Source organism: Exiguobacterium sp. s57 (assembly GCF_018617685.1).
GTDB classification, from domain to species: domain Bacteria; phylum Bacillota; class Bacilli; order Exiguobacteriales; family Exiguobacteriaceae; genus Exiguobacterium; species Exiguobacterium marinum.
This window is the reverse complement of the sequence record NZ_JACSKR010000007.1, coordinates 14023-34377: the sequence shown is the minus strand read 5'-3', so window position 1 is coordinate 34377 and position 20355 is coordinate 14023. Positions and strand designations below refer to the sequence as shown.

Annotated in this window: 22 protein-coding genes; 9 read left to right on the top strand and 13 right to left on the bottom strand. The window is 44.2% G+C overall.

From position 1 onward, the window contains the following. Positions 1 to 5: 5 nt before the first annotated feature. The 12 genes from KNO98_RS13615 to KNO98_RS13560 form a co-directional block, all read right to left on the bottom strand. Complete coding sequence (locus tag KNO98_RS13615) at positions 6 to 1112, bottom strand: lysozyme family protein (RefSeq protein WP_251130031.1); 1107 nt, start codon at positions 1110 to 1112, stop codon at positions 6 to 8. Further along, positions 1112 to 3064: a VirB4 family type IV secretion system protein gene (locus tag KNO98_RS13610; protein WP_214701393.1), complete on the bottom strand. Its 1953-nt coding sequence runs from the start codon at positions 3062 to 3064 to the stop codon at positions 1112 to 1114. Before KNO98_RS13610 ends, KNO98_RS13615 begins: the two co-directional genes overlap by 1 nt. Before the next feature lie 18 nt (positions 3065 to 3082). Continuing rightward, positions 3083 to 3730 carry a hypothetical protein gene (locus KNO98_RS13605; RefSeq protein WP_214701392.1) on the bottom strand — a complete coding sequence of 216 codons (648 nt, stop codon included), beginning with the start codon at positions 3728 to 3730 and terminating at the stop codon, positions 3083 to 3085. Beyond that, positions 3705 to 4004: a DUF5592 family protein gene (locus KNO98_RS13600; protein WP_214701390.1), complete on the bottom strand. Its 300-nt coding sequence runs from the start codon at positions 4002 to 4004 to the stop codon at positions 3705 to 3707. The genes KNO98_RS13605 and KNO98_RS13600 overlap by 26 nt, the downstream gene beginning before the upstream one ends. Positions 4005 to 4010: 6 nt before the next feature. Next, on the bottom strand, positions 4011 to 5966 hold the full coding sequence (locus tag KNO98_RS13595; protein WP_214701389.1) for a pLS20_p028 family conjugation system transmembrane protein: 1956 nt from the start codon (positions 5964 to 5966) through the stop codon (positions 4011 to 4013). A 15-nt stretch (positions 5967 to 5981) separates the two neighbouring features. After that, positions 5982 to 6398 carry a hypothetical protein gene (locus tag KNO98_RS13590; protein ID WP_026824338.1) on the bottom strand — a complete coding sequence of 139 codons (417 nt, stop codon included), beginning with the start codon at positions 6396 to 6398 and terminating at the stop codon, positions 5982 to 5984. Positions 6399 to 6414: 16 nt separating this feature from the next. Continuing rightward, positions 6415 to 6657, bottom strand: coding sequence for a hypothetical protein (locus KNO98_RS13585; protein ID WP_012390470.1), 243 nt, complete (start codon positions 6655 to 6657; stop codon positions 6415 to 6417). Between the two features lie 16 nt (positions 6658 to 6673). Then, positions 6674 to 9037 carry a VirD4-like conjugal transfer protein, CD1115 family gene (locus KNO98_RS13580; RefSeq protein ID WP_214701387.1) on the bottom strand — a complete coding sequence of 788 codons (2364 nt, stop codon included), beginning with the start codon at positions 9035 to 9037 and terminating at the stop codon, positions 6674 to 6676. Between the two features lie 14 nt (positions 9038 to 9051). Continuing rightward, a complete protein-coding gene (locus tag KNO98_RS13575) occupies positions 9052 to 10152 on the bottom strand; it encodes a hypothetical protein (protein WP_214701385.1) in 1101 nt (366 codons plus the stop codon). A gap of 66 nt (positions 10153 to 10218) precedes the next feature. Then, the gene (locus KNO98_RS13570) at positions 10219 to 10443 is read right to left on the bottom strand and encodes a hypothetical protein (protein ID WP_012390467.1); all 225 of its coding nucleotides are present in this window, start codon (positions 10441 to 10443) and stop codon (positions 10219 to 10221) included. A 12-nt stretch (positions 10444 to 10455) separates the two neighbouring features. After that, positions 10456 to 10638, bottom strand: a complete 183-nt coding sequence (locus KNO98_RS13565) for a hypothetical protein (RefSeq protein ID WP_021065836.1) — start codon at positions 10636 to 10638, stop codon at positions 10456 to 10458. Positions 10639 to 10936: 298 nt separating this feature from the next. Beyond that, a complete protein-coding gene (locus KNO98_RS13560) occupies positions 10937 to 11431 on the bottom strand; it encodes a helix-turn-helix domain-containing protein (RefSeq protein ID WP_214701383.1) in 495 nt (164 codons plus the stop codon). Positions 11432 to 11769: 338 nt separating this feature from the next. On the opposite strand from KNO98_RS13560, the gene KNO98_RS13555 reads away from it, so the two are divergent. Genes KNO98_RS13555 through KNO98_RS13545 form a run of 3 tightly spaced genes read left to right on the top strand, consistent with a single transcriptional unit; the run spans position 11770 to position 13736 of the window. Then, entirely contained in the window at positions 11770 to 11991 is a 222-nt protein-coding gene (locus KNO98_RS13555; RefSeq protein ID WP_214701381.1) for a helix-turn-helix domain-containing protein, read from the top strand. A 24-nt stretch (positions 11992 to 12015) separates the two neighbouring features. Further along, positions 12016 to 13167 carry a DUF262 domain-containing protein gene (locus KNO98_RS13550; protein WP_214701379.1) on the top strand — a complete coding sequence of 384 codons (1152 nt, stop codon included), beginning with the start codon at positions 12016 to 12018 and terminating at the stop codon, positions 13165 to 13167. Then, positions 13164 to 13736 carry an MAE_28990/MAE_18760 family HEPN-like nuclease gene (locus KNO98_RS13545; protein ID WP_214701377.1) on the top strand — a complete coding sequence of 191 codons (573 nt, stop codon included), beginning with the start codon at positions 13164 to 13166 and terminating at the stop codon, positions 13734 to 13736. The genes KNO98_RS13550 and KNO98_RS13545 overlap by 4 nt, the downstream gene beginning before the upstream one ends. 147 nt (positions 13737 to 13883) lie before the next feature. On the opposite strand, the gene KNO98_RS13540 is transcribed toward KNO98_RS13545, so the two are convergent. After that, entirely contained in the window at positions 13884 to 16055 is a 2172-nt protein-coding gene (locus KNO98_RS13540; protein WP_214701375.1) for a P-loop NTPase fold protein, read from the bottom strand. A 306-nt stretch (positions 16056 to 16361) separates the two neighbouring features. Here KNO98_RS13540 and KNO98_RS13535 point away from each other — a divergent pair, with 306 nt between their 5' ends. From KNO98_RS13535 to KNO98_RS13510, 6 genes are all read left to right on the top strand, one after another. Further along, positions 16362 to 17387 carry a tyrosine-type recombinase/integrase gene (locus KNO98_RS13535; RefSeq protein ID WP_214701373.1) on the top strand — a complete coding sequence of 342 codons (1026 nt, stop codon included), beginning with the start codon at positions 16362 to 16364 and terminating at the stop codon, positions 17385 to 17387. A gap of 75 nt (positions 17388 to 17462) precedes the next feature. Next, positions 17463 to 17603, top strand: coding sequence for a hypothetical protein (locus KNO98_RS13530; protein WP_214701372.1), 141 nt, complete (start codon positions 17463 to 17465; stop codon positions 17601 to 17603). Positions 17604 to 17795: 192 nt separating this feature from the next. After that, positions 17796 to 18674: an SMODS domain-containing nucleotidyltransferase gene (locus tag KNO98_RS13525; RefSeq protein ID WP_214701371.1), complete on the top strand. Its 879-nt coding sequence runs from the start codon at positions 17796 to 17798 to the stop codon at positions 18672 to 18674. After that, the gene (locus KNO98_RS13520; protein ID WP_214701370.1) at positions 18652 to 19239 is read left to right on the top strand and encodes an SLATT domain-containing protein; all 588 of its coding nucleotides are present in this window, start codon (positions 18652 to 18654) and stop codon (positions 19237 to 19239) included. The genes KNO98_RS13525 and KNO98_RS13520 overlap by 23 nt, the downstream gene beginning before the upstream one ends. 1 nt (position 19240) lies before the next feature. Further along, positions 19241 to 19459 carry a hypothetical protein gene (locus tag KNO98_RS13515; RefSeq protein WP_214701369.1) on the top strand — a complete coding sequence of 73 codons (219 nt, stop codon included), beginning with the start codon at positions 19241 to 19243 and terminating at the stop codon, positions 19457 to 19459. 245 nt (positions 19460 to 19704) lie between these two features. Then, complete coding sequence (locus KNO98_RS13510; RefSeq protein ID WP_214701368.1) at positions 19705 to 20352, top strand: hypothetical protein; 648 nt, start codon at positions 19705 to 19707, stop codon at positions 20350 to 20352. Positions 20353 to 20355: the final 3 nt, after the last annotated feature.

The following is a 20355-nucleotide window of genomic DNA, read 5'->3' as shown; positions in this document are numbered from 1 at the left end:
ATGACTCACAATCCGAAGACCGGGGCGGGGTCGATATGACCGGACCATTCACCCGTCTTGATCTCGAAATGCAGATGGTTCCCGCTCGAGCGGCCGGTCGTGCCGCAGTACCCGAGCGCCTGTCCAGCGTCGATTTGTTGCCCCGTCTGAACGCCGAGACGACTCAGGTGCGCGTACGCCGTGATGTAATTGTCATGCCGGACCTGGACGAGATTGCCGTACGGTCCACGATTCCCGCTATGGATGACGGTGCCGCTCTTGACCGCGTGGATCGTGTCGGACGGGGTGCAACTGAAGTCGATACCGGTATGATTGTCCCGTTGCCCGAAGACGACGCGCCACCCGAAACGCGATGTCACGTTGAGCGGGATGGCGAGCGGGGAACGTAACCCTGATAACAGTTCTTTCGTGATGACCCCGTCGGCGACGGCAATCGGCGCAAGGTATTTCAATACCGCATCGACATACTCGATGTCTCCGTAACAGGCGCCGTACTGGACCGCGCTCGGACGATGACAGCGGTAGATGCCGGTGTGCTTCACGTGCTGGTACATCATCTGCGAGAACGAGATGGCGAGTTCTTTCGAGTAGCGCCCACCGTTCTCCTGGACATAGTCAATAAAGCCGCCTCCGAAGTTGTAACTCTGTAGCGTGAGCTGCACGTCACGGTTCGCCCGTTCGAAGACGGAGGTAAAATGTTCGACGCCGTAGACGATGCTCTCCTCGGGGGAGGTGATGCATCCGATGCGTCCACATTTCGATTCGCTCGCCTGCATCGGGTCGTTCCCGCGTCCGCCGCTTTCCTGCATCATGAGCGCGAGTACGAGGTTCGTCTGTTCGGCCAGTCCGTGCTTCGACAGTTCCGATTCGACCAGGCCCCGATATTGGAGCACCTGGTCGCTTACCTGTAGACCTCCTGCGGTATTGAACGTGACGTCGGTCGGTTGTTCGTTCTGGACACCTGTGAGCGTGTCGAGGATTCCGACGATGAGGATGACCAGGAACAAGACGAGTGCCGCGATGCCGAGCAGGATGAGCCGCCACTTGAGCGTCGCGAGCTGCCACTTCGCCATGAGGGCGAAGCGGGCCGTCCGTTTCGCGGCCGCCCACATCAGGCACCTCCACCGAACAAGGCGAGTTCCTCGGGCGCGACATCGACGTCAAAGATGAGGTTCTGCACGCCCGAGATGCTGAGGACGACGCGACCCGTCTCGAGCGAGGGAATGATGCGCATCTCGGAATTCGAGAGTTGGCCATCAAACACCGTCTGGATGATCGGGATGCTCTCCGCGTCCTGTTCGCCGATGATCTTGTATTGCGTAAGCTGGAAGAGCGACTTGACGTTCTCCGCGTTCTCGGACTTCGATCCGGCCGGCACGAAGTCGGTGATCAGATGCGACACGAAGAAGATGCCGCCGAAATACTTGCGCGCCTCGCGCATGCAACGTTGTAGATACAGGATGGCCGGCTGTGCGATGTCACGCGTGTTGATCAAGTGGTGCGCCTCATCGATGACGATGAGGTACTTGCATGCCTCTTCGGTCCGGAGAACGCCCTGGTTATAAGCCTTCAGTTGACTCGAGCCGTTGGCAATCATCCCGTCCCACAGCATGTTCATCAAGGAGAACACCTGCGCCTGAAACACCTCGTCCCGTAGGCTCGTCAGGTTCCGGAGCGGGAACGAGACGATGAGCTCCTCGTCGAACCGGTCGATCGAAGAGTGTCCGTCGAAGATGTTGCCGTAGTTATGGACGAGGTTCGTGACGGCGAGCTCGATGTTCTCGAGACGCCGCACCCGGTTCGGACTGATCGCTTCTTTGATCGACGTGCGCGTGTCATCCGTGTAGAGTTCACGACGCACGAGATGCAAGAAGTCGGAGAACGTTGGGTACCGGTTCGTCGAATGCGTCGTGATCGGCAACTCGCCCTGTTCGTCCCAGAGCCCGTGCCGGACGTACAAATCCCGGAGCAGGATCTCGAACTCGTTCGTCTCTTCCTGTGTCGCCGCCGGGTTGATGTAGTGATAGAACACGGCCATCTTTGACAGGTGCTGCATGAACGAGAGCGCCTCGTTGGCGCTGCCGTCGTTATTCGTCACGGTCTTATAGACATGTAGCGGATTGATGAGCCCGGCCGACCCGTCGAGCGCGATTTCTTTCCCGCCAAGCTGACGCACGAGGTCAGAGAACTCGCCCGTGACGTCGAGGATGCGGATTTTGTTGCCCTTGATCGCTTGGTCGAGCACCGTCTTCTTGAGGAGCGTCGACTTGCCGGATCCCATCTTGCCGATCATGAGCGCGTTATAGAACTTGCGTTGCTTGTCCTTGTGGAACAGGTCGAAGATGACGCTGCCGTTCGTGTCGGTCGTCCCATAATACGTGCCGGTCGCGTCCTGGAGCGACGTGAAGTGGAACGGATAGCCGCCGGCGATGGAGAGGGACGGGATCTCTTTCCCACGGCGCCGATTCGGGAGCTTCTGTTGCTGGTCATAGCTCGTGAACAAGCTTTGCCACTCCCATTCCTGTTCGTTCAGGAAGATCGTCGAGCGGAAGTTCCGGGCCTCGAGTTCTTCCATCACTTCCTGTACTTTCACCTCGAGCGCGTCGAGCGTCTTCGCTTTCACATAGAGACGCAGGTGCAGATATTTCATCGTCTCGCCTTGGGTGATCTGTTCGTAGAGTTCGTTCAGTTCTTTATATGTCTCCCTAGCGTCGATGCGGTCGATGTTGTCCTTCGCGTTCTCGAAGCGTGTGTTCTGTTCGGCCATCGACTTGTTGATGGTCTGGATGATCTCGCGCTTGTCGGCCGTCCCGATGTCGAGCGTCGTCAGAACGCCCGGCATGTTCAAGATCGGTTCGAGCCAGTAGTCGTAGACGAGCGATTGATATTTGTAGACATGGAGGCACGACAGGTAGCCGTCCCCGAGCCGGACGAAGTTGGCATCGAATCGGATGCCACCCTGCGGCTGGATCTTGGCGATAACGTCGGGATTGTAGCCTTTCTCGATCTTGACGGTCTCCGGTTCCTGTTGTTTGGATAACTTGTCACGCAGGCGCTGCCACATGCTGAGTCACTCCTTTCTTCAGGCGTCGAGTTGCGGTTTCGTGTTCGGGTTGTTCAATTGATAGAGCACATGGACTTTCTGGTCGAGCGTCAGCTCGCGCATCGGGTTTGAGCGGCGGAGCAGTTTATAGAGATGCGTCTTCCGCTCCCGTAGCGTCCGCTCGTCATCGGCATAAAAAAAGAGGAGATAATCGCGATTGGTGCGATGCTCCTCGAGGTATTCAAGCTCCTGCTTCTTCTTCAACAAGAAGGGCAGGTAGGCCGGTGTCTGATTTTGTCGAATCTGTCGTTCGATGCTGATTTTCTGCCGTTCGAGACTGAGCGGTGTGTTCAGCGGCACGACCTTAAGCGGGTGCGTGTACGCCTGCAGAAGATAGGCGAGCGAGAACACATCATGGTCTTTTTCCTCTTCATTTAAAGAATAGATGTCCTTTGAGGTGAGCTGGACCATGTCGAGATAGGTCCCGTCGCGCATCTCGAACGCCTCGGTCCCAGTGATGTCGACGACCGGCATCAGCTCGGCGACCGTCGGTTTGACGACGACCTTGTCTTTGACCTTCCGCTTCTCGACCACATCCTGTTCGTCGAGCCAGGTGCCCGTGGGTCTTGGTCCCTGTAGTGTGTCTTCGATAAACGCCATCTCAATCACGTCCTTTCGTCTGTGCATCGAGCGCGAGATAAGTGTCTTTTCGTTTGATGAGCGCGTAATAGAGCGCGTGGACCATTCGCTTCTGCGGATTGGTCGCCGGTCGGAGTACCATGAACAGCCCGAAGACGACGAGAAAGACCGTGAACGGGATGTGCAGCACGGACGGGATGAACGGGAGTGTCACGAGCCGGAGCACGATGAGCCCGACGAGGAACAGGAAGTCGTGCAGATAGAGTATCTTGTTGATCTTCAGCTCGGTCGTGACCTCGTTCGGGATTCGATAGTTGCGCATGGATCATCACTCCTTCTTTTTAGTTTGGTCAGGTCGTGGTGGCGAGGTCGGATAAATCCGTCGTGACTCTTCATGGTTCTGCGTGTGACGGTGCGTCTGATTCTCGCGCACCTGTTCGATGATCTCGGTCTCTACATCAATCACGGTGTCCTGATGGATAGTCCGTCGGGCGCGTCCTTGACGTTTCTCTGATACCGTGTCATTTGAATCCGGCACAGATGACGAAGATGAGCCGTTTGAACTTGGTACGTCATGGTGTGTCGGTGACGTCGGGGCTTCTCCGGCTACCGATTCGCCTTGACGATTCTCAGGTCCGGATGCGGTATCGATAGAACTAGTGATCCGTTCGATAGGCGCCGAACTAGGGCTTGAAGCATGACCAGAACTTGAATGATCGTGAATCGACTCTGGTCTTTGCGTCTCCGATAATATTGTTTGCTGGTCGGGTCCACTTTCGATATTCGATTCAGGGTTCGTCGCATGAATCGATTCGGGAGACGTGCGGCCCGACGCTTCCTTCAAATTTGGAGATCCTGGCGCTTCCGGTTCTGATTTTTTAGCACTGATTGGTTGCGCAACGTCCTTCGAATTTGTCTGTTTCTCTTTGTCGATCTGCGTGCGACTCGCGGTTTGGTTCTCCTGTGCGACATTATCTGGATCAATGTGTCTCTCGGCGTCCATCCGCTGTGCAGATTGGCTCATCACATTAAGCGGTGAATCATTTTGCGGCATGGCATTCGAATCCATCCGAGCCGTCGCGGCTTCATGGAGCGATGGCATTTTCGGTTCGCCTTGTGTGACACGCGCGACCTTCGAGACTGCATGGGCACCTGCCGAGGTCACGCCTTTCCCAGCGGCATAGGCGCCGAGGGCGACACCCCAGCCCCGCTTGAGTCCCGCATCGATCCCGAACAGCCGCTCGACCATGTTCGGCCCATCGATCAAGGCGACCGAGAAGGCGATGAGGGCGATCAGATAAGCGAACCCGTCCAACGTCTCCGCGAGATAGGCGGTCCCGATCGTGTACAGCTTGATGGAGACGAAGATCAGGATGATCACGAGGAACGTGTTCAAAATGCTTTGGATGACCTTTTTCGTCTTTTGACCACTGTGCAGATCAGCCGGTGCGACGAGGATTGCCAAGACATAGTTGAAGGCAAGCTCGAACGAGAGACGAGCCAGTTTGTAGGCGATCGAGAACAGCGTGAAGCCCATGATTCCGAGTGTCACGAAGATGGTCAACCAGTTCGGCTGATAGCGGTAGTAATACTGGTTGTTCCATTCGACGCCACTTTGGTCGAGTTTACCGAGACTTGTCTCTTTTCCGTTCCATAGAATATAGGACTCGGCCAATTTGTTTCCTGTTGCCGATAAGTCATAGTTGTTCTTGTCGAAAATCTCATTAATTCGGATATTATCAATCAACTCAGTCGGAATGGCATTTAATGATTCGCCTGTATTAGCATCAAAATTCTTCGAATCGTGCTCAATCAAATCATGTACATTCCGCTTTAAGATACTCTCAGATAATGAGGCTTCTCCGTCGTAAAGCGAGTCTGTTCCGATTTCTGCGATTGCCTCATCAGAGAACTCCTGAATTCGGCTCATAGTTGGTGAAAGTAAACCTAAGATCAATAGTGTGATGAACAGGTTGATCAAAAAATTCTCACGTTCAAATTTCTTTTGGAAAATCAACAAGTACCCAGTGAACAAGAAACTTCCTGCTAAAAGAACATACAAAAAAGGTTGAATCGTAAGAACGAATTCAACCACTTGTTCATTATTGAAGAATGTATTGGTTAATAGGATTTGATTCGTGATTGATTCAAGGCCGTCAATCAAGACTGATAGTCCTCTGACAAGAATCCATCCCATTGAGCGCAGTGCGTCATTGACCATACTACTTATTTGGAGTACATCTTCGTATTCCTGTAATTTGGTGATTAAATCGGAATCAGCCATTGAAAGACCCCCAATCTACTGAGTCCTAGTAAAGAAGTCTGCTAACTGTTGTTTGTAATTATCCGCCGTCAACATTCCAACATTGATTTCATCTGTGACGTTTCCATCTTGAATCGAGTATAGAACGGCACCTTTTAGTTCGTCAGTGTATTCAAAGTTACCACGATCGACAAGTTCTTCGCCATCTGGCTGAAACGTATTATAGAGCGTGACTTGTTGACTCTCTTCGTTCGCTACCTCTTTTACGAATTCAACGAACTCTTCGAATTCACCATCTTCTTCTTTTACAATCAGCAAATAATCATCCTCTTCGGCTGTCATGACCTTCTCAACGTGTTCAATATCACGTTGAACCAAAGACTCATTGGAATTTGAGCAAGCTCCAAGTAAAAACAAGCTGATTCCTAAAGTACCCGCAAGTAGTTTCCTCATAACGTTTACCCCTCCGTCAGACGATTTTCCCCTTCAATAGATCCGCGACTTTCAGGTTGACGCGGAAGTCGAACTTATCTATTAGTGTAACAGTTTTCGGGGTGTCTGAGGTGTCGTCCTGATAGACGGTCAGAAAGCCATCGGTCGTCTGAATGTTGAGCACGTCGCCCCGCTCGAGGCGGACGCGCTGCGTCTCGATGATCCTCGCGACGACACGCAATTCGTTCTGGATTCGCTTCTCTCTTGCACTCTCGGCCATGGGTTCGGCCTCCTCTCTACGGTGTGCCTTGCTTTAGTTTCTCGAGTCGCTTCGCGATCATCGTGCTCAAAAAGCTCTTCTGGCTGTCGGTGACGTCGTAAACTCCTAGGTTCAGGTTCGTCTCGAACTCAGGGAGGGACATCCCACCGATGTCATGTCCTTCGAACATCGAGCGGAGGATGCTGTCCTGCAACACATCACGTACCGTCAAAGACTTATCTTCTTGATTCGCTGTCGCGTTGCCTTCCGTCTCGTCTTCTTGCTTCGCGAAACGAACGCGGATCTGTTCGAAGTCGAGACCGGCGTGACGGCATGGGATGTCGATGTCATGCAGGGAGCGGTCCGTGTCGAAGTCATCCGCCAGGTATTCGTAGCGGTACTTCATCGCCGTCTTGCCGCTCAAGAAGATTGGATACGACTGGATGCGTCGCTTCTTCATGTCCTGACGTTTGATGACACGGATGATGAGCATCTCGCCTTCTTTGAGTCCCATGACCTCGGTCGCTGTCATGAGCCGACGACCGTCCACGTTCTCCGTTTTCGATTTCTTGAGCGAGAACGTTTGACCGGACCGCGATTTCGTGACGATGGTCGCCTCACCGAGCTTCTTCGAGATCAGTTCGGCGGTCGACTCGTCCGCGGTCAATAGATAGTGTGTGTTCCCGCAGTTTCCGTCGATTGTCTTCCAATCCTCTCCGTATAGGTTCTCGAGTTGGGAATAGGCTTGGATGACGAGATTGAAGCGCATGTTGCGCCCGAGACAGACGGTGATGATGTTGGCCATGCCCTCAATCGGCGGCATGTTGCCGAACTCATCGAGTAAGAAGACGACCTGGCGCTCGCATTTGCCTTGTATAGTCTGCGAGGCGACCCGGGCGAGCGCCGTGTACACCTGTTTGATATAAAGGGATGCGATGACATTGAATGTCGGGTCATAGTCCGGGACAATCAGGAACACCGCCACAGGTTGGAGTTGATGCATCACCTCACGGATTTGGATTGCACCGTCGATAGAGTAATCGAATTGTCCGGTTTCCTCGTCCTGCGTTTCCAACTGAATCATTGAAGTACCTGAGTCGGTCGAGATTTGAACGGTGTTTCCATATTGAAGCGACGACGTATGATACACGATGAAGCTGCCATCGTCATCGGTCGTGAGCGCATGGGTTGTCCCATCCGGGAATTTGAACGTGATCCGTGTCAAAGGTTCAGTCCGTCCACTGATCCAGCGGTTGAATCCGATGCGTCGCATGTCGAGCGAGTTCATCGACGTCAGCTTCCCGGTCCCGTTCAACGTGAAGATCCCGAGTTTCGCATTGGTATTGGCTAAAATACTCGCCCGTGTCTGACCACCCGAGAAGTGGAGCGTCGCGAACTGGAGCCGGGCGGGATGGTTCTCCGGGAATCGATGAAAGAACTCGTCGAGCGCGGAGATCTCCTGTCCTTGTCGCGTCACGACCATCCGTGAGCCAAGGTCCGAGAGCATGAGGGCGACGTTGTACATGTTGATCTTCTCTGGCGTGTCCTTCGCCTCCTCACAGAGTCCGAGGATGAGCGCCGTACACAGGTCGATTGACGAGTTGGCCCAGAAAGGGTCCCGTGCCTTCGGGTCATGGTACAACATGAAGGCGACCGAGCGCGCATACTGTTGGGCGAGCGAATAGTTCTCCTCGAGGAATGCGTCAATCGTCAGTTGCAACAGGTTGTACGACATCGACTGGAGCGGGTTCATCAGGTTCAACACCTCGACCTGATAGCCGCGTTGCTCGAGCGTCTCCTTCGAGGCGGCAAAGAGCTCACCTTTCGGGTCGTTGATGATCAAACTCGCCTGGTCACGTGCCCGGCTGTACAGATCGATTGTCGAGAAGACGAACGTCTCGCCCTTCCCGGATCGGGTTGTGCCGATGACAAGGTTGTTGACGGGCGAATCATCGATGAACAGCTCGTTCTTGACCCGTCCGACAGGGACACCGCCTAATCCGTCATACCGTTTCTTCCGGTCGGGGACGCGGCGGTACTGTTGTTTCATTTCATCGAATGAGGTGAAGCGGGCGCTCCCTTTCTGATTTTTCCGCAAATCCCGGAAGTTCAGCCATACCTTGCCGAACACGACCAGTCCGATGAGCAGACTGAACGCCATCAGTCCGATCAAGACGGTCGAAGAGGGAAGACTTACCTCCAAGAACAGGGAGGGGGAGAGCGTTGGAATCGTCGGTCCAGCCAACAGACCTTCTTGTAAGATTGGGGTCATGATTTGTCGAATGATGTTGTAGACCCCGTTCAGCAGATAAAAAATCCCGACCGGCAACACCAACAGGCAGAACAGGGCGGGGAAGATCAGGCGTATCGAAAATAGTGGTGATAGAGACAGAGTTCTCAATTATTTCACCTACCTTAATCTGAATAAAGAATTGTTTGCAATTTAATTTCTTCTGTAGCGATAGCGACTTGAATCTTCTCACGGGCCGAAGTGTCCTTGCTAGAGGTTTTCTTCAGTTTCTCGTTCAGTTTGTCGATTGCGGCCATGCTGTCTTGATAGTTGTCCACTTTTTCTTGTACGGCAGTGTCGTTCGTCTTAGACGCCCACCCCTTTGCGGACTCGATGTCGCCGAGATAGAGATAGGCGGTCACTTTCGCAGAGACGCGGAGCGCGGTCCATTCCACATTTTCCGTCTTGGCCACGGTCTCATGGTCTCGTTCCAGTGTGGCGATATCGAACGCACCCTCATCGGTCGGATGTGACGCTTGGAACTCCTTGAGCCGTTCCAATTTCTCCTGATCGGATAGGGCGAGCCCGGCCAGCTTCGTCTCGATCAGGATTGGATCATCCGTAAGCTTGAGCGCCTTCTGGTCTTTTCCTTCCGCCAGATAGAGGTCGATCAATAGGGCATCCTCTTCCTCGGACCGATCTTTTCGTTCCAGTAAATTGATTAATGAGGCTTCCTCACCTTGGAGCGCCTGGTCGTAAGCATCTAGCCACACCTGTTCGCCCCCGGTTACCTGCTCAGCGTGCGCCTCTTTATCGATAAACCATTGGGTGACAGTGAACAACGATGTGAAGAGAATCCCGACTGTGGCCGCCCCGTACATGAGGCGGCGTTGCAAGCGAGTCAGCCGTGACTGATAGGTCGACGAGACGGTTGTGATTTGTTTAACGGATTGGCGCTTATAGTGGTCCGGTGTCTCGGACTCGATCTCGTCGAGGAGCCACATCTTCTTCGCGTTATCCTCTTTCTTCATCCGGATCCGTAGTACCCGATCTTTCACCTGATGATACAGGTTCGGATACGTTCCTTCGGACCCGAACGTGAACGTCCCTCGATAGAGCAACTCGTCTTTCTGATCGAAGAGCCGGAAGTCACCGGAACAGCTCGTTCCTTCCTCGCTACGTGCCTGGTGCAGATTGTGAGTCGCGACGACCGCCTCGGTAAAGGGGAGCCGTTCATAGTTCTGGATCCGTGTGTCCGGCACGTCGGTGAACCGTACAAACAGCATCTCGTTCCTCCTCTCGTTTCAAGCAACAAAAAAAGCCTTCCGATTGGAACGCTGCGTGAGTTTGCATTAGAATTTGATGTTCTGGTCGACCATCTCGGCGAGCGTGAACGCGCCCATGACGATGATCAGGCCGACGGCGCCCCCGACGAGCCAACCGACGGCCTTCGAGCGGCCACGATCTCCTCCGAAGATGAAATAGAAGCCCCCGATCGCGAAGGCGATGGCCGCGGCGATGACGGCGAGCCCCTGGAAGAACTGAAGCAAGCTGAGCCCTGTCTCATTGAGTCCCATGTCGTTCCCTCCTTAGTCCTGGTGCGCCGGCGACTTGAAGCTGAGCTTCGCCTCGAGCGCCTCCAAAATGAGTTCCTGGTTGTCCTGGATGACTTGTTGATGTTGCTCATCGAGCCACTCCTCATAGTCCTTCCCACGGATGCGTAAAAGTTTCTCGGCGAAGCTACGATTCTGTTTCTGTTCTTTTGATGCCACAGTACACACTTCCTTCCCTTGATCTCGTGATGTGCAGCAGCACATCATTAAGGACAGTCGGATTCGGTGCGGTGGGTTTCTAGCCGTTTCCCCACGAACTCTGCTCCACATATATCTAAGGAGCTGTACAGGGTTTTTCGATGACCCGAAACGATGCGGTGACCTTGTGACGAGTTTTAGGCGACTCTCGCCGAACCATCTGTGCGTAGATCCCGCTCACCCGGTCACTGGTGAGGGACACGCCGATATGTGATTGGATTAGACCATCCTTAAGGATGTGCTGCTGCGTCGATGACGGTTACTGTAAGATCCTTTTCCGCTTCTTGACGTGGATGAGCTCGTCATCCGGGTTCTTGCGTTTGGCGAGCACGTGGGCATCACAGACGACCGTGCGGATTCGATAGTAGAGTTGCGTCAACTGGACAGCCTCGCCGCTTGCCTTCTCGATGCCGATGAAACCGTGCAGTTCATACGTTTTCCCGTCAAACGTGCGGACCGAGTCGGCCTGCGGCAGTTCCTTCAGGTCGAACCGACGGCGCTCGAGCTTGGAGACAGAATGTTTTGCCCCGTAGCCGTATCCAAATTCGATGGCGTCCCATGGAACCGTCGCGAGCGTGTGTCCAAATGCGCGAGCCAGATGATCGATGTCGGCAATCGATGGCATCGAACGATTCTGTTCGTATTGACTGATAGCGGGCTGTGAAATCTCTCCAAATGTCTTCTCTGATAATTCAACCTGTGACCAACCTGAGAGTCGGCGGTTCTCCTTCAACCACTCACCGAATCGATACATAAGCCTTCCCCTTTCTGTAAACCAGAGCGGCGACCAAACAGATGTTTCCTTTTGTTGGTTCCAATATAGCAGGATTAAGCTACAAAGAACATCAGTTTTCTGATATGTCAGAAATTTTACAATTGACGATTCTTGTCGAATCCGCACTATACAAGGGAGGAAGAGCAACAGTAACTCAATATTTTTTATTTTGTCGCACAACTGTAAAAAAATAACGCTTTAAGTATAGAAAATAATGACAAGTATTTTGATTTCAAGAGATTGTGGTAGGGTAGAGGAATAGAAGCGTTTGTAAAGAATAAGTGATGAAGAGAGTACTTTGATCGTGGGGTGAGCAAGTGGAATTGAACGAGGCAATCATCGAACGAATGAAAGAGCTCGCAGCGGAACGGAATATGACAATCCATCAAGTAATTCAAAAAGGTGGATTGAATCAAGCTACAATTTCTGAGTTGATGAACGGACGAACGAAGCATCCTAAAGTGAGTACAATTAAAAAGTTTTGTGATGGACTGGAAATTACTTTAAATTATTTTTTTGATGTCGATATATTTAAATGAATTTATTTAAGGGAGTGTTTGAACATGGATGTTACAGATTTAGGGATAAAAAATGAAATTGATGAAGAGAATCAGTTTGTAGAGTACGTGGAAGAAGTCGAAGTTACAACTAGAGGTGTAGATTTTTCTGTAAGAGAACTTAGAACTTTAGTTAAAGAAGAAGAGTTAATCATTCCACCTTTTCAGAGAGAACTTGTTTGGGATGCAAAAAGGAAATCAAGATTTATTGAGTCTATTCTTCTCGGATATCCTATACCGGGTATGTTTTTTACAGACTACGCTGAAAATGTCATGATGATTATTGATGGACAACAGCGCATTCATACATTGATTGACTATTTAGACAATAATTTTGCTTTAAGTAATATTTCTGAGATAAATCCCAAGTGGGTGAATAAAAGATTTAACGATCTAGATACTAGCTATCAAAGGAAACTAAGAAGTACGAATATACGAACCGCAGTATTCCAAATATTATCCGATTCAGAAGAAGAACGTAATATTGCGTTATATAGTTTATTCGAAAGAATAAATACAGGGAGCATACAATTGAACAGTCAAGAAATAAGACGTGCCATTTACTTCGGTGAATTTGTTGAACGTCTACAATTTTTTGCAGAAAAGGAAATATGGAAATCTGCGTATAGAATGGTATCACTAGATGAAGCTAGTAATGTCGAAGCAGACAAACGCCTCCAAGATCAAGAGATTCTAGCTAGATATTTCACATTAAAACATATACTTGATACACCTTTAAAATCATCTAGCAGTATTTCATATAAAAAAGAAATTAATTCTTTTATGCTTAGGATTTCTCACGCAAATTCAAGTGTTATCAATAGTCTTTTTCAGGAATTAGAGACTAATCTCATTTGGTTAGAACAGCAAGTAAATGATAATACAAATTATGAATCAGTAGGTGTTTTATTCAGAAGACATGAATTAAAAGAGGACGGAGAAGGAGATAGTTCCTACACAAAAAAGATAAATATTCCTCTCTTTGAGGCATTGATGTACGTACTAAGTAAGCATAGTTTAGAGGAAATCAAATTAAATAAAGATAGATTTTTAAACTTATTTGCAGATGAAAAGTTCATTGATGCAATTACTTCCCAAACAAATAGGATGCCAAAAATTATGTATAGAGTTAAAAAAATCGAGGAGATTTTTGAATGATAAGATCGGATGAAACTGACTCAGATCAGATTGATGAGCTTTTTGAAAAAGCGAAATTTCTAGAGACTTTAGTTGAAGATTTGACATATGACTCACTATTAAGTGTCATAGAATACTATCAAAAAATGATAAAAATGACTGCCCAGGAGAGATCCTCAGAAGTATACGGATTGATGAGTACATACGGATTACTCTTACTCAATTCAACATATGATGCTGCTATAAAAGAGATTTTTAATTGCATTTTTGATAACTCTATGCGACATCAACCTACTGTTAAATTGTATTTATCTGAAGTTTTAAATAAAAATATATTAAATAATAATATGACAAATATTAAGCATAAAAAAATACAAGATAAATTCACCTTAAAACAAGATGGTAAAGATGCTTTATTGTTACAAAGTATTGCCAGCATAAATGATTTGATTGCTACACGAAATTCTATAGCTCATGGCCTAAGTCCCTCAGAAAAAGGGCACAATGATTTGTATCAATCACTATGGGCTGTCCTCCACTATTTAGAATGGTATTCAACACAACTAAATAGTAAGTTTCAAAAAGAATGAAAAAAAGTCTCGTAGCTGCATTTAGATAAATAGCTACGAGACTTTTTTATTTGTTTGGAAGAGATATTCTAAACAATAATTAAAAAATCATTTTCACATTCTAAGTGGATAAAGTGGATCAAATCTATTATTTTTTCAAGATCTTTATTAAACAGTGAGAAAATCTTCATAATCCATATTAGTTAATGAGGAAACTGCTTTAATTTTCAGTTTAGGATTTTTATTTTTATCAGGTATTTCTGAACTTAATTTATTTGAAAGTGTAGGAGAAAAAATTAAAACCCTCACTTCTTTTATCTCTTCGTTTTCATCCATCATTCTAGAATATAGTTTTAGTAATTTTGTTAATTGATTTGTATTAACTAGTTTAAACTCAAACAAAATATTGTTTATTGCTGGATAACCTTTAAAATCTTCCACGCAATCGTATTGATTGCTTTTTGAATTTATTTTATTTAATAGAAAAATCATCATCTGTTCAAAGATAAGTGTTTGAAATCCAATAAACTGATTGGTAATATCTCGAACTTCGTTATTTGGGTCATCTGCAATATTCATTCCATGTGCAATTTGATTTCTTAAATTATTAAACTCTTGAAATTCCGATAATAATTTTCTAGATATTACTTCTTTTTGATGTAGTTTTTGCATAATAAAGTATATACCACGGTGTGTGTTCTTAGATTCACTGCCTAATAGATATTCCGACTCAGAAAGATCTCTCATCCATTTTTCAAAATGAATATATTCATTTAAAAAGAATAGGAATGGAGAAGATAAATGATATTTATTTTCTATTGCTACATTATCAGACCACTTATATCTTGGTAATTCTTTTCCGTAGCTTTCATCTGAACTGTCGGATGAATGTAAATTTACAAGTATTTCATTTTGCACCAATTGTTCAATTAATGTTTCCGTATGTTCTTTAATACTTTCATAAAATAGATTCATAAAAGCATTTTTAGATAAATCATTTTCTATTAATATGTCTTCAATATTAAACTCTACATGTCTCATTCTTTTAATTTTATTTATAGTAATGTATAAAAAATAGACTAAATAATCTTGCTCCACTTCAGAAAATACTGATTTTTCGCTACAGATTATCTCTTCTTCAATTTTTCTAATAATTTTTGAGATTTGAGCATTTGTTTTTAATAACTTGTTGTCGGATTCAATATTTAAAACGGCATTTCCGTCTTCATCAAAGAAAATATCATTTCTTACAACGCCTATAAATTTTCGAAGTACTCTATTCGAAGATAAAATATTTGCTTGGATATACTGCTCAATAAGGTCTGAATCATAATTAGTATCTTTAATTAAAGAATAAAAGTAATTTTCAAATACCTCCGAACTAGGCAAGGGTATATGTATATTTCTTGTAAAAATGCTTCTGACTAAATTGTCTTCCTCAATATCAGCCATTAAATATTTATATAGCATTCTTTGACCAAAAATTAGTACAAAATTAGTTTTCCCATTTAAAAGCAAAGGTTTTAATTCCGAAATAAAACTATTGATTTCGGTTTCTTCTTCAATTTTGTCTAATTCGTCAATGATTATTACCAACTCGATATTGATTTGATGAAGTCCATTAATAACTCTATATAATTGACTTTCTGCTATTTCATCATCGTATAAAGTTTTTTGACTGATCTCATCACTTTCTTCCTTGTTCTTTTTATAACTAAACTCAGCAATAAAAATAACTATCATTATGAATATCAACATAGAAACAAAAGTCCAATTAACTTCTCCCTTTTTAAAATAATCAATTAAACCAAATCCTCCAAAAATTAAAAAGAACGTCCGTATAAAAATATTGACTGTTGATGGATTTAAACCAATACCTTTACTTAAGTTTGTTTCTATCAAATAATTTTTTTTAATAGAAACATCTTTAAAAGTTCTTATGTGCAATAATCTTATTTCCTCATACAACTTCTCATCTTTTTCTTTTATCTTACTTTTTATTTCACTGCTCTCATCTATTGAGAGATAAATTTCACGAATTAAACTTCTAATTATTAACGAAAAATCTTTGTATTTGCTAACTTTTAAATTCACAAATAATTTCTCTAATTTATTTTGATTGGTGTTTGAGTTTTTCTCTTTTATTTCAGAATTAATCTCTTGGACTAATGTATTAATAAACGAGGTCTTTCCAACTCCTCTATATCCCGATACTAAATAAGAAGTTGGACTCCCTTGTAGTAACTCCATTTTTAGCTTCTGAAATGAATTTGACTCTTTTACGTTAGAATTATTTATGGGTGAATCAGTAATTTTTGATAAATCCACTTTTATTATCATATTAGATATGCCTCCCTTAAACTTACATACAAACTAAAATTGAATTAATTATCTAAGATAACTATACATCAAGATGATTTTTTTAACATATTTATCTTCATCATACTTGTGATAATATAAGGTTATCACAAGTTAATTATTAATATTTGTTATATCTGTTAATAATGTATTACTTCATAATCGCTAGAATAATCTAAGAAAACAATTGTATATAATTAAAAATACAGCTGTATTACATAAAAAATCACTAAATATTGTGCATATGTTTCATTTTTAATGAAAACTGATTAGAAAAGAGGAAGAGACATGGAGATCAAGAAAAAGCAGCAGGCCTTCGAAGTGGCATTGCGAGAATTGACCGGGGCAAATCCTAAATTAGCCGAGGCGCTGAAAAAAGACCACATCGATCTCGATACGTTAACTGACATCGAAGTGATTGAATTGTTCTGGGCAACGGAATTATTCCCAATCTACGCTGATAAGAGTCCGCACACGCGTCGTGCCTATAAGCAAGATCTCGAATTCGTTCTCAGTTTTGTGATGACCAAAACCGAAGGTCTAAAGCGCTTGACCGTTCTAGATATTCATCGTTACTTGTTTGACGTAAACGAGCAATATTCACCTCGCACGGCGCAACGCAAGAACAATATGTTAAAGCGTCTCTTAACTTACCTTCATATCAATCAATATCATCAACACAACTTAGCTTTCCATGTGAAAAATCAGAAGCGACCAGAACCCCTTCGTCGAGAAGTTGATTTTGAAGAGATTGAACGCATTGCTGAATCATTTCGTTATACGGTTCAACGAGCACAAAAAAAGGAACTCATCGAGCTCCGAAATGAAACCATTGGCTATTTGTTGTTGACGACCGGAATGCGAGCCTCAGAACTTCTTTCTGTAAAATTTAACAACGTGAAGCGAAATCAGCATACATTCTATATCGAAGTGAAAGGAAAACGTGATAAATGGCGTCGAATCCCACTCACAGAAAAAACGAGTCATCTGATCAATCGACTACAAACACTCATGATGATTGAAGAAGTAGATACTCTTTACATCGCTTTCAGTACAAAAAAATCAGGAAAGGCTTTGACTTATGAAGCGCTCCGTTTGATGACTCATAAAGCTGTGGAGGTCGTAGCAGCAAAAAATAGTAATCCGCCTCACTGGTTCCGCCGTGCTTATATCACGAAACTCCTTGCCAATGGAAGTCCGCTGATCGGAGTTATGCAGTTAGTTGGTCATAATTCAATTAACACTACGAATGCGTATCTGCAATCTCTAAACGAACTCTCAAACTTACATGTAACAAATTTACCGTTCGAGTAAATTCTCATTCTACGTTTAATATATGACAGTTTGTCAAATTAACCGCAACATGTATAAAGAACGGGGTAACTTGAAATGGATGAGCAAGCATTATTTATTTATGAAAATCCTATTAATGAGGCTATATTTGGAGGGAATCAAATGAAAGTGAGCTTTTATAGTGACGTTACTGGTGAAATAAAAGCTTTATCTGGATATATTAAGCAAATGGATTAATTTTAAAATATTCTAAATTTTCATGGAAATCAAACAACATAGTAGCAATACCTTTCAAAAAATTTTTAAAGTAGAAACATTAAACGAACTATAAAAAATACAGTGTCTTAAAAGCTATCTGTAAAAATGTAGAAAGAAATAAATGGTATGATTTATATGCAGATTAAAAAAATAAGGAATAAGGGTGATTTCATGGGAGTCGGTGAAAATTTTAATAGTTTCTGTTTTAACTTAAACATGAGCTCTTTAACAGTCGAAACAATTCAATATCGTTATAAACGAATAGTAAAGCAAATTAATCAGTCTTATTGGAATTCAACTTCTGAAACTGCACACGGTCTTTACGTAGGATCATATGGACGTGGTACCGAGATATGGACCAGTGATATTGATATTATCGTAAGTCTTCCGCATGCTATTAAGCAAAGGTATGATGCGTATGTTGGAAACAGGCAGTCTGCATTTATTCAAAACGTAAAGAATGAAATTGCTAAAACTTACCCTAGATCAAAAATCCGTGGTGATGGCCAAGTCATAGTTATTGAATTTGATGACGGTATTCGGTTTGAAATAGTGCCTGCTTTTCTTGCTTCGGATTTGAGTTCATATATATATCCAGATACTAATAATGGTGGATCTTGGAGAGTAACTGATCCAAGGTCTGAGATGAAAGCAATGAATGAACTAAACGCACTAAAAAATAAAAATTTAAAGCGACTATGTAGAATGGCGAGAGCATGGAAGAGTGAATGTAATGTACCCATCAATGGTATTCTAATTGATACACTGGCTTATAGATTCCTAAATTCTGTTGATACTTATGATAGCACGTCTTACTACTATTATGATTGGATGAGTCGGGATTTCTTCAAATATTTAATGGAACTCAGTTCTACGCAAGAATATTGGTATGCACCAGGGAGCGTTAGGAAAGTTTATAAGACAGGCGACTTTCAGCATAAAGCTAAAAGAGCATATAATAAAGCTCTTGAAGCAATTGATGATGAAGAATACCCGACATTATCTAAATTAGCCTGGAGGGAAATTTATGGATCGAAGTTCGCAAACTAGTAGTGGTTATAAATTAGAATCACAACTTAGAGAGGCATATGGGCGTATAGTGTACACACAAACTGCTCATAATAAAATCGTACACAGACTACTAAAAAGAAACAGTAATATTAAAATAGGGCAGATTCTTTTGTCAACAGTAACTACTGGTAGTTTTATAACCTTATTCGTAAGTGAAACTACTAAGACTGCAACTATTTTTGGCGGGATTTGTTCTTTGCTTTTGTTAATACTAAACTCTTATGCTAAAAGTTTTGAATTAGTTGAAACAGCTCAAAAGCATCGAAGTGCTGCTGATGCACTTTGGAAAATCAGAGAAGAATATGTGACTGTTCTTACTGATTTTGAAGACCTCGATGCAAATCAAATCCGAGAGAAACGTGATGAATTACAAGAAAGAACAAGTAAGGTTTATGAAGAGTCACCTAGTACAGATGAAAAAGGTTATAAGGCTGCTCAAAAATCTCTGAAGACAGAGGAAGAGCAGACTTTCAGTGAAAAAGAGATTGATTTAATGTTAACTAACTCAATTCGTAGAAATATAAATAATAAAGAAGAATGCTGAAATGAACTGCCCCATAAAAGTTGGACATGAAAATCCAACTTTTCTCCCGCTCGATCTGTTGGATGCAACGTTCGAGCTTCTCCTCGTTGGTCAGTTCTTCTTCTTATTGCTTGGTCCCTCCGCGCCGGTCCTCGAGCCCGTGCACACCATCGGGGTCATATTTTTTCGTCCAGCCCTAGACCTGGTGGTACGACACGGCGAATACCTCGGCCGTCCGTAATTATCAGGAGACGCGTGGTTATAATAAAGAGCTTCGCGCTAAACATTACATGATCTCAGCTTAAAGGTTGCAGGTTTTGAAAGACTCTATAAAGAGCCTCACTTGAAAACAATTGAGGACTAAATGAATCTCTACACCACACAGATTGAGGAGTGGGCATAGGATTCGAACTAATTGATTCATACATACTCGAACTACTTTTTAATAGCCGTAATACAAAATTATATAATCAGAGGGTGATGACTATGGAAGAAAAAAAACTTAATCATAAAGAAAAAGAGGCTTTACAGCTATTCTATAATAGATTTTATGATTTATATGATGAAATCACGGACGATAATTTTTTTGACAATAATGAAAAAATCAGATTTTTCAAATTAAGAGAAGCATTTTCTATATATAAAGAAGTGTTAAGTTATGAACCCCTCAAACAATATGTAAACTGGATGAAAAAAGGCGGTCGTCCACATGTAGAAGGTATAATAGCAGATGATTTATTTAGTTTTATTAGAAATACGTTATTACACTTTCCTATATTTGAAAGTTGGAATGAAGTTTATATAAATAAAAATTTAGCTACTTGGAGTAAAGCCGGTCAGATAGATAGGTTTTTGAAGAAATGTACAGACATTAAGATTAGCGGGAAAGGAACTGTAAAATACCGAATTTGGGAGAAAAAAAAGAAAGAAATGACTCATTTCGAAGTGAATTTCCCGCAAGAATACGAGAAAAATAATATCTATTTAGCAGAAATTATACAAGAAAAAGTAGGTACGAAATTCTGTATGGCTCTAATGAAGGAAGTATTAAATACCCAAGTAGAAAATGCAGAAGACCCAGATATCGTAATTATGTCACAAGTCTATGTGCCTGTTCCTAACCTAAAAAGATGAGCT

What these genes read in the sequence shown, in the direction of transcription:
- KNO98_RS13615 (WP_251130031.1), bottom strand. Translation starts at nt 1,112, where the DNA reads ATGTGGGCGGCCGCGAAACGGACGGCCCGCTTCGCCCTCATGGCGAAG.
- KNO98_RS13610 (WP_214701393.1), bottom strand. Translation starts at nt 3,064, where the DNA reads ATGTGGCAGCGCCTGCGTGACAAGTTATCCAAACAACAGGAACCGGAG.
- KNO98_RS13605 (WP_214701392.1), bottom strand. Translation starts at nt 3,730, where the DNA reads ATGCACAGACGAAAGGACGTGATTGAGATGGCGTTTATCGAAGACACA.
- KNO98_RS13600 (WP_214701390.1), bottom strand. Translation starts at nt 4,004, where the DNA reads ATGCGCAACTATCGAATCCCGAACGAGGTCACGACCGAGCTGAAGATC.
- KNO98_RS13595 (WP_214701389.1), bottom strand. Translation starts at nt 5,966, where the DNA reads ATGGCTGATTCCGATTTAATCACCAAATTACAGGAATACGAAGATGTA.
- KNO98_RS13590 (WP_026824338.1), bottom strand. Translation starts at nt 6,398, where the DNA reads ATGAGGAAACTACTTGCGGGTACTTTAGGAATCAGCTTGTTTTTACTT.
- KNO98_RS13585 (WP_012390470.1), bottom strand. Translation starts at nt 6,657, where the DNA reads ATGGCCGAGAGTGCAAGAGAGAAGCGAATCCAGAACGAATTGCGTGTC.
- KNO98_RS13575 (WP_214701385.1), bottom strand. Translation starts at nt 10,152, where the DNA reads ATGCTGTTTGTACGGTTCACCGACGTGCCGGACACACGGATCCAGAAC.
- KNO98_RS13570 (WP_012390467.1), bottom strand. Translation starts at nt 10,443, where the DNA reads ATGGGACTCAATGAGACAGGGCTCAGCTTGCTTCAGTTCTTCCAGGGG.
- KNO98_RS13560 (WP_214701383.1), bottom strand. Translation starts at nt 11,431, where the DNA reads ATGTATCGATTCGGTGAGTGGTTGAAGGAGAACCGCCGACTCTCAGGT.
- KNO98_RS13550 (WP_214701379.1), top strand. Translation starts at nt 12,016, where the DNA reads ATGGATGTTACAGATTTAGGGATAAAAAATGAAATTGATGAAGAGAAT.
- KNO98_RS13545 (WP_214701377.1), top strand. Translation starts at nt 13,164, where the DNA reads ATGATAAGATCGGATGAAACTGACTCAGATCAGATTGATGAGCTTTTT.
- KNO98_RS13540 (WP_214701375.1), bottom strand. Translation starts at nt 16,055, where the DNA reads ATGATAATAAAAGTGGATTTATCAAAAATTACTGATTCACCCATAAAT.
- KNO98_RS13535 (WP_214701373.1), top strand. Translation starts at nt 16,362, where the DNA reads ATGGAGATCAAGAAAAAGCAGCAGGCCTTCGAAGTGGCATTGCGAGAA.
- KNO98_RS13530 (WP_214701372.1), top strand. Translation starts at nt 17,463, where the DNA reads ATGGATGAGCAAGCATTATTTATTTATGAAAATCCTATTAATGAGGCT.
- KNO98_RS13525 (WP_214701371.1), top strand. Translation starts at nt 17,796, where the DNA reads ATGGGAGTCGGTGAAAATTTTAATAGTTTCTGTTTTAACTTAAACATG.
- KNO98_RS13520 (WP_214701370.1), top strand. Translation starts at nt 18,652, where the DNA reads ATGGATCGAAGTTCGCAAACTAGTAGTGGTTATAAATTAGAATCACAA.
- KNO98_RS13515 (WP_214701369.1), top strand. Translation starts at nt 19,241, where the DNA reads ATGAACTGCCCCATAAAAGTTGGACATGAAAATCCAACTTTTCTCCCG.
- KNO98_RS13510 (WP_214701368.1), top strand. Translation starts at nt 19,705, where the DNA reads ATGGAAGAAAAAAAACTTAATCATAAAGAAAAAGAGGCTTTACAGCTA.